12 protein-coding genes are annotated in these 12855 nt (G+C 60.8%); 7 read left to right on the top strand and 5 right to left on the bottom strand.

Going from position 1 to position 12855, the window contains the following annotated elements:
• Positions 1-101: 101 nt before the first annotated feature.
• The 5 genes from ACP3TY_RS01030 (at position 102) to ACP3TY_RS01010 (ending at position 5615) form a co-directional block, all read left to right on the top strand.
• Complete coding sequence (locus tag ACP3TY_RS01030) at positions 102-1841, top strand: FAD-dependent oxidoreductase (protein WP_426619089.1); 1740 nt, start codon at positions 102-104, stop codon at positions 1839-1841.
• Positions 1825-2658: an aldo/keto reductase gene (locus tag ACP3TY_RS01025; RefSeq protein WP_426619088.1), complete on the top strand. Its 834-nt coding sequence runs from the start codon at positions 1825-1827 to the stop codon at positions 2656-2658. The genes ACP3TY_RS01030 and ACP3TY_RS01025 overlap by 17 nt, the downstream gene beginning before the upstream one ends.
• Before the next feature lie 146 nt (positions 2659-2804).
• Positions 2805-3653: a KPN_02809 family neutral zinc metallopeptidase gene (gene ypfJ, locus ACP3TY_RS01020; protein ID WP_426619087.1), complete on the top strand. Its 849-nt coding sequence runs from the start codon at positions 2805-2807 to the stop codon at positions 3651-3653.
• 120 nt (positions 3654-3773) lie between these two features.
• On the top strand, positions 3774-4664 hold the full coding sequence (ypfJ, locus tag ACP3TY_RS01015) for a KPN_02809 family neutral zinc metallopeptidase (protein WP_426619086.1): 891 nt from the start codon (positions 3774-3776) through the stop codon (positions 4662-4664).
• Complete coding sequence (locus ACP3TY_RS01010) at positions 4665-5615, top strand: alpha/beta hydrolase family protein (RefSeq protein WP_426619085.1); 951 nt, start codon at positions 4665-4667, stop codon at positions 5613-5615. It abuts the gene before it with no gap.
• Positions 5616-5758: 143 nt separating this feature from the next.
• Here the strand turns inward: ACP3TY_RS01010 and ACP3TY_RS01005 are convergent, their stop codons facing one another.
• From ACP3TY_RS01005 to ACP3TY_RS00995, 3 genes are all read right to left on the bottom strand, one after another.
• Positions 5759-6352, bottom strand: a complete 594-nt coding sequence (locus ACP3TY_RS01005; protein WP_426619084.1) for an HAD family hydrolase — start codon at positions 6350-6352, stop codon at positions 5759-5761.
• A complete protein-coding gene (gene tesB, locus ACP3TY_RS01000; RefSeq protein ID WP_053124082.1) occupies positions 6349-7218 on the bottom strand; it encodes an acyl-CoA thioesterase II in 870 nt (289 codons plus the stop codon). The genes ACP3TY_RS01005 and tesB overlap by 4 nt, the downstream gene beginning before the upstream one ends.
• 105 nt (positions 7219-7323) lie before the next feature.
• Positions 7324-7893 (bottom strand): GNAT family N-acetyltransferase, encoded by a 570-nt coding sequence (locus ACP3TY_RS00995; protein ID WP_053124084.1) that lies wholly within the window; start codon positions 7891-7893, stop codon positions 7324-7326.
• An 83-nt stretch (positions 7894-7976) separates the two neighbouring features.
• Between ACP3TY_RS00995 and ACP3TY_RS00990 the strand changes: the two genes are divergently transcribed.
• The gene (locus ACP3TY_RS00990) at positions 7977-8897 is read left to right on the top strand and encodes a histone deacetylase family protein (RefSeq protein WP_426619083.1); all 921 of its coding nucleotides are present in this window, start codon (positions 7977-7979) and stop codon (positions 8895-8897) included.
• A gap of 268 nt (positions 8898-9165) precedes the next feature.
• Positions 9166-10413, top strand: a complete 1248-nt coding sequence (locus ACP3TY_RS00985; RefSeq protein ID WP_426619082.1) for a TIGR03862 family flavoprotein — start codon at positions 9166-9168, stop codon at positions 10411-10413.
• 86 nt (positions 10414-10499) lie between these two features.
• Here ACP3TY_RS00985 and ACP3TY_RS00980 read toward each other — a convergent pair whose 3' ends face one another.
• Together ACP3TY_RS00980 and yedA are read right to left on the bottom strand one after the other, a co-directional pair.
• Positions 10500-11837 (bottom strand): DEAD/DEAH box helicase, encoded by a 1338-nt coding sequence (locus ACP3TY_RS00980; protein ID WP_007909704.1) that lies wholly within the window; start codon positions 11835-11837, stop codon positions 10500-10502.
• A 52-nt stretch (positions 11838-11889) separates the two neighbouring features.
• On the bottom strand, positions 11890-12825 hold the full coding sequence (gene yedA, locus ACP3TY_RS00975; protein ID WP_282358369.1) for a drug/metabolite exporter YedA: 936 nt from the start codon (positions 12823-12825) through the stop codon (positions 11890-11892).
• Positions 12826-12855: the final 30 nt, after the last annotated feature.

Below are 12855 nucleotides of genomic sequence, written 5' to 3'. Positions count from 1 at the left end.
AACCGCCCGGTTTGTCGTAACGAGGCTTGTAGGCCGACGGCAGCAATGGTTATTTTCTGGAATCAAATTCCAAAAATAATTCTGCGCTGGAGCCTTGTTTGATGCCTGCCGAACTTCCCGCTATCGACTGCGACGTTTTGATCGTCGGCTCCGGCGCCGCCGGATTGTCGGCAGCCGTCACTGCTGCGTGGCATGGCCTGAAGGTCATCGTCGTCGAAAAGGATTCGGTATTCGGCGGCGCCACCGCATGGTCGGGTGGCTGGGCGTGGGTGCCGTGCAATCCGCTGGCCCGTCGTGCCGGCATCATCGAAGACGTCGAACAACCGCGCACCTATTTGCGCCATGAACTGGGCGAGCATTTTGACCCGGCGATGATCGATGCCTTCCTCGAAGCCGGGCCAAATATGGTGGCGTTTTTCGAGCGACACACCGCACTGCAATTCGCCGACGGCAACGCGATTGCCGACATCCATGGCGACACCCCGGGCGCGGGCACCGGCGGGCGCTCAGTGATTGCCGCGCCCTACAACGGGCGCAAGGTCGGACGCTTGCTCAAGCGACTTCGTACGACCATGCGCGAAACGTCCTTCATGGGCATGCCGATCATGGCGGGCGCGGATCTCTCGGCATTCCTCAATCTGACCCGCTCATTGAAAGCCGCATGGCACGTGACGCGACGTTTCACCCGGCACCTGTTTGACCTCGCGACGCATGGCCGCGCACTGCAACTCGTCAACGGCGTGGCACTGGTCGCGCGACTGGCGAAATCGGCTGAAGACCTCGGCGTGTTGCTGTGGGAATCGGCGCCGGTGACTGAGTTGCTGCGTGACGAAAACCGCGTTTGCGGTGCAGTGATCAACAGCAAAAAAGGCCCGATCCGCATCCACGCACGCAAAGCCGTCGTACTCGCAGCAGGTGGTTTCGCCAACGACATCGAACGGCGCAAAGCCCTGTTCCCACGCACACCCACCGGCCACGAACATTGGGCGCTGCCGCCGCTGGCCGTGAATGGTGATGGCTTGCGGCTGGGCGAAAGCGTCGGCGCGCGGGTCAACACCGACGTTGCGTCCCCCGTCGCGTGGGCACCCGTCTCACAAGTGCCTCATTCCGACGGCAGCATCGGCCATTTCCCACACATCATCGAGCGCGGCAAACCCGGCATCATCGGCGTACTGAGCAACGGCCAGCGTTTCGTCAACGAAGCCAACGGCTATTTCGACTACGTCAGCGCGATGGTCAATGCGGCGCCGCCAGGTGAAGAAGTCGCCTCATGGCTGATCTGCACCCACGCCTTTCAGCGCCGCTATGGCCTCGGCATGTCACGGCCGTTTCCGGTTCCGTTGTCAGAATTTATCCGCAGTGGTTATCTGAAAACCGGTAACACCGTTGAGGAATTAGCCAACGCTTGCGCCATCGACTCGAGCGGTTTGCGCCAAACCCTCGACGACTACAACCGCCATGCTCACAACGGCGAAGACCCGCAATTCGGGCGCGGCGCAACGCCCTACAACCGCAAACAGGGCGATCCGGCGAACCTTCCCAACCCCTGCGTTGCCCCAATAGAAACCGGCCCGTTCTACGCCGTGAAAGTACAACCGGGATGCTTCGGAACTTTTGCCGGGCTCAAGGTCAACCCTCACGCTCAAGTGCTCGACGCCAACCAACACCCTATCGCCGGGCTCTACGCAGCGGGCGGCGACATGGCCAGCATCATGGGCGGCCACTACCCGGCGGGCGGAATCAACCTCGGCCCGGCGCTGACGTTCGGCTACATCGCCGCTCGCCACATCGCCGGCATCACTGCTTTCGAACAGGAGATCGACCATGCAGCACATCGTTAATGCCCAGGGTTTGAACATGCCGAAACTCGGTCTCGGCACGTGGCCGATGCTCGGCGAAGAATGCACCCAGGCCGTGGAGCAAGCGCTGGAACTCGGTTATCGACACATCGACACGGCTGCGGCCTACAACAATGAGGACGCGGTCGGACAAGCCTTGTCGAATACGCCGACACCGCGCGAGCAGATTCACGTCACCACCAAGGTCTGGTGGGATCAGTTGCAACCCGACGCCATGCGCCACTCCCTGGATCGCAGCCTCAAAGCTTTGCGCAGCGATTACGTCGACCTGTTCATGCTGCACTGGCCCACCACCGATTGGGACTTGCCGCGCACCCTCGAAACCTTGGCTTCGTTCAAGGAGCAAGGCCTGGCGCGCAATATCGGCGTGGCGAATTTTCCGCTGCCGCTGCTGCGCACAGTCGTCGAGGAATACGGCATCGATCTGTCAGCCATTCAGGTCGAGTACCACGTCCTGCTCGGACAAAACGCCCTGCTCGACTACGCTCGCCAACACAATCTGGCGCTGACAGCCTACACACCGCTGGCGCGTAACAAGGTTTCACACATTGCCGAGATCCAGCAGATCGCCGCCAAGCATGGCGTGCTGCCGACGCAGGTCGCGCTGAAATGGCTGCTTGATCAAGACAACGTTGCGGCGATTCCCAAGGCGAGCAGCAAAACCAATCAACTGGCCAATCTCGCGGCACTTGAGGTTCATCTCGATGATGAAGACCGGGCGCTGATTGCCAGTCTGTCGAAGCGCGAGCGTCAGGTCAGTCCGGACTTCGCGCCGGTGTGGGACGCGTTTGATCAGTGAGTAGGAAAACAGCGTTTGCCCGGTTTAAAACGTCAGTAGCAAGATCGGTCTTACGCGCTCTTACACATCTGCCCTGCACAACCTGAGCTGTGCGGTTATTCATAGGCGAGGCGAAAACGCCCCATCAACCTATGAGAGACCGCACCATGCTATGGAACAAGGCAAGACGCAGCGACAACGTCAACGACACGCGAGAGGGCAAGGACGCCCGCACACTGACAGGGAAAAAACTCGGCGCCGGGCTGGCCGCCGCCGCGCTGACAGGCGTGGTGCTCTATTCGAGCTACGACACCGCACCACAGACGTCTGCCGCTGAGGACTACATCAGTCAGGAAATCGCGCCGGTCGACGACCCCCAACTCAAATTCATCGAATCGATACTCGGCGACACCGAAGACACCTGGGAACAGGTATTTGCCAGTACCGGGCAACACTACCCGGCGCCCACATTGACCCTGTTCAGCGATGGCATCGCGTCGGGCTGCGGCTTTGCCAGTGCGTCAAGCGGCCCCTTTTATTGCCCCACCAACCAAAACATCTACATGGATCCGGCGTTCTTCGAACAGATGGCCGAGCGCTTTTCGGTGGTCGGTGACTTCGCTCAGGCTTACATCCTCGCCCACGAAGTCGGCCACCACGTGCAAATTGCCCTGGGTATGTCCGCACCGTTTGAACACGCGTTGTCCGCCAGGCAGCCTGTGACCGGCGATTCAGGACTGGAGGTGCGCGCCGAACTGCAGGCCGATTGTCTGGCCGGGGTCTGGGCTCACCATGCGCAACAGCGCCATGCGTGGCTGGAACCGGGCGACATCGACGAAGCACTGAACGCTGCCAGCGTGCTCGGCGATGATGCGCTGCAACGTGCGCGAAACCAGACAGTACGTCCCGAGACCTTCAGCCACGGCACATCACAACAGCGCAGTGCCTGGTTCAGCGCAGGATTCGATAACGGCCGCGTCGAAGCGTGCGATACCTTCAACGCCGCGCAGTTGTAAGCTTGGCAATATCGGCATCTGCTTTAGAACCGGCGTCGATCACGATGGTCTGACGACCGGACTGGCGCCACCGTCGTGCACCAGCAACACTCATCACCACGTACAACAGAGGATTCCCACATGCTATGGAAAAAAGGCCGACGCAGTGACAACGTCGTCGACGCCCGGGGTGATGATGCAGGCGGTGGCGGTGGCGGCATGCGCTTTGGTGGCGGCAAAGGCCTGAGCCTCGGGGCGATTCTGCTGATCGTCGGGATCGGCTGGATTACCGGGCAGGATCCGTTGCAGATCCTCGGCCAGCTCGCCGGGCAATCGAGCCCGCAGACCGCACCGACCTCGCAAACCCGTCAGGCGCCGCCGGCCAACGATGAGCAGGCTGAATTCGTCCGCTCGATCCTCGGTGATACCGAAGACACCTGGGGTTCGATCTTCCAGCAGGCCGGTCGTCAATATAAGGATCCGACTCTGGTGCTGTTCAGCAACCGGGTCAATTCGGCGTGCGGTCTGGCCACCTCCGCCACCGGCCCGTTCTATTGCCCGGCCGACCAGAAGGTCTATCTGGACATGGCGTTCTTCCAGGAAATGTCGCAACGCTTCAAGGCGGCCGGCGATTTCGCTCAGGCCTACGTGATTGCGCACGAAGTCGGACACCATGTGCAGACGCTTCTCGGCGTCTCGGCGAAAATTCAGACAGCCCGCCAGCAAGGTCGGCAGATGGAAGGCGACGGCGGTTTGCTGGTGCGTCAGGAATTGCAGGCCGATTGCCTCGCCGGTGTCTGGGCTTACAACGCGCAGAAACGTCTGAACTGGCTGGAACCGGGCGACATCGAAGAAGCCTTGAACGCGGCCAACGCCATCGGTGATGATCGCCTGCAACAGCAGGGTCAGGGCCGTGTGGTGCCGGACTCGTTTACCCACGGCACGTCGGCGCAAAGGGTGCGCTGGTTTAAAACCGGATTCGCGCAGGGCCAGGTCGGCCAGTGCGACACCTTCGCGGCGAAAAACCTGTAAATGCATAAATGGCTTTTGGCGTTACTGATCGTTGGCAGCACCGCGCACGCCGCAGGTGTCGATGCGATCAGCCCCGGTCGCTTGCAACTCAAGGCCGGGGAAATGGCGGTGGGCATTGGCCCGGCGCCGGAAAAAATCGAGCGTGTGCTGATCGTCATTCATGGCCGTTTGCGCAATGCCGAGACCTATCGCAAAAGCGCCGAAAGCGCGGCCGAACTGGCCGGACAGACCGCACACACGCTGGTGATCGCCCCGCAGTTTCTCAATGAAAGCGATGTCGCCCTGTACTCGTTGCCCGCCACGTTGCTGCGTTGGCAAGGCAATGAATGGATGGGCGGCGGCTTATCCACAGGGCCGAATCCGTTGAGTTCGTACGCGGCACTGGATGAAATCGTCGCGCGGATCACCGATCGCAAACAGTTTCCCGACGTGAAGCAGATCGTGATTTTCGGCCACTCCGGCGGCGGCCAGGTGGTGCAGCGCTATGCCCTGCTGGCCAAGGATCAACCGGCGCTGAAGGCCAACGGCATTCGTTTGCGTTATGTGGTGGCGAATCCGTCGTCGTATGCGTATTTCAATGAACAGCGGCCGGCGGCGTTCGATCACGCCAAGTGTCCGGGTTTCAATCGCTGGAAATATGGGCTGGCAGACATGCCGGTGTACGCCGGTGGACAGACTCCGTTGCAGCTTGAGAGTGGTTACGTCAAACGCGAGGTGATTTATATGCTGGGCCAGCAGGATATTGATCCGCAGCACCCGGCGCTGGACAAGAGTTGCGCGGCGGAAGCGCAGGGTGCGTACCGTCTTGAGCGTGGGAAATCTTACTTCGGCTATCTGCTGCGCCGACATCCGGAAGGGGTCAATCAGCGGCTGGTTGAAGTGCCGGGGGTTGGGCACAACGGCGATGGGATGCTGACGTCGCCGGAGGGGCAGAAAGCCCTGTTCGATTAAGTCGTATATTGAATGATCTGCCGCCTTCGCGAGCAGGCTCGCTCCCACATTGGATTTATGCATGGCACAAAATCTCTGTGCACTGAAGATCTAATGTGGGAGCGAGCCTGCTCGCGAAGAGGCCCGCTCAGGCACTGAGGATTTCAAGCCAAGAGCATCCGCCGCAACTCAACACAATCGCGCGCATGCCAATCGGTCAACTCCGGCCACGGGTTATCCGGCAAATTCACCAACACCGTCCGCGCCCCTGCCGCTCTTCCGCAATCCAGATCAAAGCGATAATCACCGACCATTACCATCTCGCTGGCCGGCACGTCCCAGGCGTCTGCCAGTTTCAGCAACCCACCCGGGTGCGGCTTAGGCGGCGCTTCGTCGCGGCCCAAAACGTCTTCGACGGCAAAGCAGTCAGCCAGGCCAATCGCCTCCAGCGTCACATGCGCCAGCTCCCGCGCATTGCGGGTCAGAATACCGAGGCGATAACCGCGCGCATGCAGATCACGCACCAGCTCAACCGCGCCGGTGGCCGGGGTCGAACCCAGCGCCAGATCGCGCTCATGCTCCAACAACCACGCATGTTTCGCCGCCGCTTCATCCGCCGGCAACGCCGCAAGATGCGTGAGGATGTCGTCCTCCGGCGGAATCGCCAGCGCCACGCGAATCGCCGCAAAATCATGCACGGCCACGGTCAGCGTGCCGTCCATGTCGAACACCCAGTGCTTCACCTCTTTCAGGCTCATGCCCAATCCTTGCGATGGCGAATCAAGCCTTCCTGCGTCACCGAAGCGACCAGTTGGCCGGCGCGGTTGTACACGCTGCCACGGGAGAACCCACGGGAATTACCGGCCCACGGACTGTCCATTGCGTAGAGCAACCAGTCATCGGCGCGCAGATCATTGTGGAACCACAGCGCGTGATCGAGGCTGGCGACCTGCATGTCTTTCTGCCAGACCGATTTGCCGTGGGGCAGCATCGAAGTGGTCAGCAGACCGAAGTCGGACGCGTAGGCCAGCAAGTATTTGTGCAGCGCCGGAATATCGGCCAACGCACCGTCAGCACGGAACCACACGTACTTAACCGGATCGGCCGGTTGCGGGTTGTAGGGATCTTTTTCGGTGACCGGGCGCACTTCGATCGGTTTCGGGCACAGCAGTTTTTCACGCATATGCTCGGGGATCAGTTGCGCGCGTTGCTGGAACAATTCCAGTTCCGACGGCAGGTTTTCCGGGCCGACCACAACCGGCATCTGGCTCTGGTGTTGAAAACCTTCTTCGTCGTACTGAAACGACGCGCTGCAGGTGAAAATCGGATGGCCCTTCTGGATCGCAGTCACCCGGCGCGTACTGAAACTGCCGCCGTCACGCACGCGATCAACCGAATACACCACCGGCAACTTGGCGTCGCCCGGACGCAGGAAATAACCGTGCATCGAATGCACGTGGCGCGCTTCTTCAACCGTCTGACTGGCCGCCGACAACGACTGACCGAGCACCTGACCACCGAACAACTGACGGAAACCCAAGTCCTGGCTGCGGCCACGGAAGAGGTTTTCTTCGATCGGTTCCAGGGTCAGCAGGTCGACCAGATCTTCCAACACTTGGCTCATTCAGACTCTCCTCACACAAAGCAATGCCGTGCAGTCTTGGCTGCGACGGTCGATTCAGGTTCTGGCGCGAGCCACTATCGCGCCATTGTAAACGTCTGTGTCTGCTTATCCATGCAAGGTTTCCAGCCACTGCTCCCGCGTGATGCGGTACAGCACGTGCCGGCGCAGCGGGTGATCGACGGCGAGCTTGGGGTGATCGAAATCATCGTCAGGGGCGTGATGCATGCCAATCGCCTGCATGACTTTCTCCGACGGCAGATTGATTTGCGCGGTGAACGAGACGATTTCTTTCAAGGCCATCCGGTCAAAGCCGCAGCGCAGAGCCGTCCACGCCGCTTCACTGGCATAGCCCAGCCCCCAATGTTCCTTGGCCAGACGCCAGCCGATTTCCACCGCCGGAGTAAACGGCGCGTCGAAACCGACCACGCCGAGCCCGGTGAAACCGATAAATTCGCCGCTGTCCTTGCGCTCCAGCGCCCACAGGCCGAAACCGTGCTCGGCAAAATGCCCGCGAATCCGCCCGATCAGCGAGGCGCTTTCCAGTCGGCTCAACGCTGCCGGAAAATAACGCATGACCTGAGGATCGGCACACATCGCCGCAAATGCCGGCAAATCTTCGTCCTGCCACTGGCGCATCAACAAGCGTGCGCTTTGCAGTTCCAGTATCGGCTCCATCGTGCCCCTCCGTTTCCATGCCGCAAGTCTACATCGCTGGTAGGATCCTTCACTCTTTCCAACATTTCCTACATGAATACGCCATGCCACTGCCGCTGATCTACCACGAAGACTACAGCCCCGAGTTTCCGGCGGATCACCGCTTTCCGATGGACAAGTTCCGTTTGCTGCGCGATCACCTGGTCGACAGCGGGCTGACCCGCGATGCCGACCTGCTGCGCCCCGAGATCTGCCCCAACGACATCCTCGCCCTCGCCCATGACCGTGCGTATATCGAACGCTACATGAGCGGCGAGTTGTCCCGCGAAGACCAACGGCGTCTCGGCCTGCCGTGGAACGACGCCTTGGCGCGACGCACGGTGCGCGCGGTTGGCGGTTCGATTCTGGCGGCGGAAAAAGCCCTGGAACATGGTCTGGCTTGTCATCTGGCTGGCGGCACGCATCACGCGCATTACAATTACCCGGCAGGGTTCTGCATCTTCAATGACCTGGCGATCATCAGCCATTACCTGCTGCAAAGTGGACGGGTGAATCGCGTGCTGATTTTCGATTGCGACGTGCATCAGGGCGACGGCACGGCACGGATTCTTCACGACACGCCGGAGGCGATTACCGTTTCCCTGCACTGCGAGAAGAATTTTCCTGCACGCAAAGCGGAAAGTGACTGGGACATACCGCTGCCGAAAGACATGGGCGATGCCGATTATTTGAAGGTGGTCGATGACACGCTCAACTATTTGCTGCCGCTGTATCAACCGGATCTGGTGCTGTACGACGCCGGTGTCGACGTGCACAAGGACGACGCCCTCGGTTATCTGCAACTGACCGACGCAGGCGTCGCCGCCCGTGATGAAAGTGTGATGCGCCATTGCCTGGGTCGCGACATTCCGGTGATGGGCGTGATTGGCGGCGGCTACAGCAAGGATCGCCACGCCCTCGCCCGCCGCCACGGCATCCTCCATCACAGCGCGCAACGAGTCTGGCAGTCACACGGTTGTCATTGAGCTGTGCTGCGTTACCCACAATCGCTGTGGAACTGCCTGTGGATAACCTGCGTGAAAGGGCCTACAGCCCATACCGCCCAAGGCCTACAGAACACTGGTTGTTTTTTAACCACCACAACCTTGTAGGAGCAAAGCTTGCTCGCGAAAGCGGTCTCTCATTCAATATTGCCGGTGGCTGACACACCGCTTTCGCGAGCAAGCTCAGCTCCTACAAGGGATCTGCGCTGTTAGAATGCGCGCCTTATCCCGCCATACCGCAGCGCACGCCATGACCCAGAACTCCGCCTCCTCCCCCGCTCACGTCGCCATCATCGGCGGTGGCCCTGCCGGCCTGATGGCCGCCGAAGTGCTGAGCCAGGCCGGAATCCGCGTCGATCTCTACGACGGCATGCCCTCGGTGGGCCGCAAATTCCTGCTCGCCGGCGTCGGCGGCATGAACATCACCCACTCCGAAGCCTACCCGGCGTTCCTCTCGCGCTACGCCGAACGCGCACCGCAAATCGCCCCGCTGCTGCGCGGCTTCGACGCCGACGCGTTGTGCACATGGATTCACGATCTGGGTATCGAAACCTTTATCGGCAGCTCCGGCCGCGTGTTCCCCACCGACATGAAAGCCGCCCCGCTGCTACGCGCCTGGCTCAAACGCCTGCGCGACAGCGGCGTGGTTATCCACACCCGCCATCGCTGGCTCGGCTGGGATGAACACGGTGCGCTGCGCATCGACAGCCCAGAAGGCGAAATCACCGTCAACCCCGACGCCACCCTGCTCGCCCTCGGCGGCGGCAGTTGGTCGCGCCTCGGTTCCGACGGTGCCTGGATGCTGGCGCTGGAGCAACGCGGTGTAGGACTTGCACCGTTGCAGCCGAGTAATTGTGGCTTTGAGGTGCAGGCCTGGAGCGAATTGATGGTCAGCAAATTCGCCGGCGAGCCGTTGAAAAATATCGCCATTGGTTTGAACGACGACATTCCGCGCTTGGGTGAATGCGTGATCACCGCGACCGGGATTGAAGGCAGTCTGATTTACGCGTTGTCGGCGCCGATTCGTGAGGCGATCAATCAATACGGCGCGGCGGTTATCCACATCGATCTGCTGCCCGGCCGGCCTGTGGATAAATTACAAGCGGCGTTGAGCAAGCCACGCGGTTCGCGCTCGATGGCCAAGCATCTGCACAGTCAGGTCGGAATTGATGGGGTGAAAGCGGCGTTGCTGCGGGAGCTGACGGATGCGGCGAAGTTCGCTGATCCGGCGTTGTTGGCGCGGGCGATCAAGGCGTTGCCGCTGACGCTGGTGAAAACGCGGCCGTTGGACGAAGCGATCAGCAGTGCGGGCGGCGTGTCATTTGAAGCGATGGATGAGCGTTTGATGCTCAAGGCGTTGCCGGGGGTTTTCTGCGCGGGGGAGATGCTCGATTGGGAAGCGCCTACGGGGGGCTATTTGCTGACAGGGTGTTTTGCCAGCGGGCGGGCGGCAGGGTTGGGGATACTGCAATGGCTCAAACACCCCCTACCACTGTAGGAGCTGACGAGTGAAACGAGGCTGCGATCTTTTGATCTTCAAAAGCAAGATCAAAAGATCGCAGCGTGCCGCAGCTCCTACAGGAGTTACGGTTTACGCTTACGCGGCCCAGTGTTAAACACCGGCACCTTACGCACAGGCTTGACCGAAGGCTCCGGCGCCTGCGTCTCGCCGCTGTCGACCCACTTGCCCAAATTACGTTTGCCGCCACCGCCGGAAGCTTTTGGCTTCTTCGGTTTTTTCGGCTTCTTGATCACCTGACCGCTGGCATCGGTGTCCGGCACGCGGTGCTCAGGTTCGAAATCCGGCTCGTTCTGACGCTTCAAGGTCTGACGCGTGAGCATTTCAATCGCCGACAACATGTTCACTTCATCCGCACACACCAGCGAGATCGCCTCACCGGTTGCGCCTGCACGGCCAGTCCGGCCAATACGGTGAATATAATCCTCAGCCACGATCGGCAGATCGAAGTTGATCACCAATGGCAAATCTTCAATATCCAGCCCCCGCGCCGCCACATCAGTCGCGACCAGAATCTGCACTTCACTGAGCTTGAACCGATCCAGTGCACGCTGACGGGTCGCCTGCGGTTTGTCGCCGTGGATACCGTCGGCATTCACACCCAGGCCCTGGAGTTTTTCCACCAGCGCATCGACGCCGTTGCGGGTTTTGGCGAACACCAGCACCTGCTTCCACTTGTTCTTGCGCATCAGGTGCACGAACAGTTCGGCCTTACGCTTCTTGTCGACCGTGACGATCCACTGCTTGACGGTGTTGGCGGCGACATTGCGCGGGCTGACTTCAACGGTCAGCGGATCGTCGAGCATCTGCCCGGCGAGCAGGCGGATGTCGTCGGAGAAGGTCGCGGAAAACAGCAGCGTCTGACGCTTCTTCGGCAGTGCGCGGTAAATGTTCGACAGTTCTTCAGAGAAACCCAGATCTAGCATGCGATCGGCTTCGTCGAGCACCAGGGTTTGCAGTTGATTGAATTTCAGCGCCTTCTGGCGGAACAGGTCGAGCAGACGGCCCGGCGTCGCCACCAGCAGATCAACACCGCCGCGCAGCTTCATCATTTGCGGGTTGATGCTGACGCCGCCGTACACCGCGTAGGTGCGCAGCGGCAGGTTTTCGGCGTACTGGCGCACGGCTTCGTGAACTTGTTCGGCCAACTCGCGGGTCGGCACCAGAATCAGGGCGCGCACCGAGTTGGCGGCGACTTTCGGCCCTTCCATGGCCAGCAACTGCAGCAGTGGCAAGGCGAAACCGGCGGTTTTGCCGGTGCCGGTCTGGGCCGCTGCCATCAGGTCACGACCGGCCAGCACGGCCGGAATGGCTTGCGCCTGAACCGGCGTCGGGGTCTGGTAGCCGAGCTTCTCGAGGGAGCGCAGCAAGGGTTCGATCAGGCCAAGGGTGGCGAAAGTCATGGAAGTACCGTAGGAAAAAATAACGCAGGCATGCAATGCCGCGCAGTTTACCCTAATTCGTACGCGTTTCTGTGGGAACGGCTGTCGGCGCCACGACTGGCGGCTGCACCGGACGACGCCACTGCGGCAGACCAATCAACACCACGGCGCTGATGATCACCAGCATCGCCAGCGCTTCTTCGATGCCGATGGTCTCGCCGACAAACACGATCCCTAGCAACACCGCCACCGCCGGGTTGACGTAGGCATAACTGGTCGCCGCCGCCGGACGCACGTGCTTGAGCAGGTACATATAAGAATTGAAGGCGATGATCGAGCCGAAGAAAATCAAGTACGCCAGCGCCAGCCAGCCTTCCATCGGCGGCACGGCTTGCAGGCGTTCACCGGTCATCGCGCTACCGATCAGCAGCACCACGCCGCCGACCAACATCTCCACCGCACTGGCCATCGCGCCCTGCGGCAACGGCAAATGTCTGCTCCACACCGAACCGAACGCCCAGGTCGCCGCCGCAAAAATCAGCAACGCCGCGCCCAGCGGACTCGATTGCAGGTTGGAGCCCATGTTGAGCATGGCGATGCCGATAATCCCCAACGCGACCCCGGCCCATTCCAGACGCGTATTGCGTGCGCCCCAGAAATAACCAAACAGCAACGTGAACAACGGCACCGTCGCCACCGCCAATGCCGCCACGCCCGAAGCCACACCGGTGTGTTCGGCCACACTCACCGCGCCGTTACCGAAACTGAGCAACAAAATCCCGATGATCCCCGCCGCTTTCCACTGCGCCCAGGTCGGCGCCGGCGCCCCACGCCAACGCAGGAATGCGTACATCAATGTGCCGGCAATCACGAAGCGCACACCGCCAAGCATCAACGGCGGCCAGTATTCAACGCCGATGCGGATCACCAGATAGGTCGATCCCCAAATCACGTACAGCGCAAAAAACGCGGCGATCAGCGGTAGGGAAAAACGGCGCAGGGCAGGCATGAGCAGCTCGACAGTCAGAGTCTTGGGATT

The sequence above is a fragment of the Pseudomonas rustica genome (assembly GCF_049959085.1).
GTDB classification, from domain to species: Bacteria; Pseudomonadota; Gammaproteobacteria; order Pseudomonadales; family Pseudomonadaceae; genus Aquipseudomonas; species Aquipseudomonas rustica.
This window is presented reverse-complemented; position numbering and strand designations above follow the sequence as displayed.

Coding starts and splice junctions, on each gene's coding strand:
- ACP3TY_RS01030 (WP_426619089.1), top strand. CDS start 102: ATGCCTGCCGAACTTCCCGCTATCGACTGCGACGTTTTGATCGTCGGC.
- ACP3TY_RS01025 (WP_426619088.1), top strand. CDS start 1,825: ATGCAGCACATCGTTAATGCCCAGGGTTTGAACATGCCGAAACTCGGT.
- ypfJ (WP_426619087.1), top strand. CDS start 2,805: ATGCTATGGAACAAGGCAAGACGCAGCGACAACGTCAACGACACGCGA.
- ypfJ (WP_426619086.1), top strand. CDS start 3,774: ATGCTATGGAAAAAAGGCCGACGCAGTGACAACGTCGTCGACGCCCGG.
- ACP3TY_RS01010 (WP_426619085.1), top strand. CDS start 4,665: ATGCATAAATGGCTTTTGGCGTTACTGATCGTTGGCAGCACCGCGCAC.
- ACP3TY_RS01005 (WP_426619084.1), bottom strand. CDS start 6,352: ATGAGCCTGAAAGAGGTGAAGCACTGGGTGTTCGACATGGACGGCACG.
- tesB (WP_053124082.1), bottom strand. CDS start 7,218: ATGAGCCAAGTGTTGGAAGATCTGGTCGACCTGCTGACCCTGGAACCG.
- ACP3TY_RS00995 (WP_053124084.1), bottom strand. CDS start 7,893: ATGGAGCCGATACTGGAACTGCAAAGCGCACGCTTGTTGATGCGCCAG.
- ACP3TY_RS00990 (WP_426619083.1), top strand. CDS start 7,977: ATGCCACTGCCGCTGATCTACCACGAAGACTACAGCCCCGAGTTTCCG.
- ACP3TY_RS00985 (WP_426619082.1), top strand. CDS start 9,166: ATGACCCAGAACTCCGCCTCCTCCCCCGCTCACGTCGCCATCATCGGC.
- ACP3TY_RS00980 (WP_007909704.1), bottom strand. CDS start 11,837: ATGACTTTCGCCACCCTTGGCCTGATCGAACCCTTGCTGCGCTCCCTC.
- yedA (WP_282358369.1), bottom strand. CDS start 12,825: ATGCCTGCCCTGCGCCGTTTTTCCCTACCGCTGATCGCCGCGTTTTTT.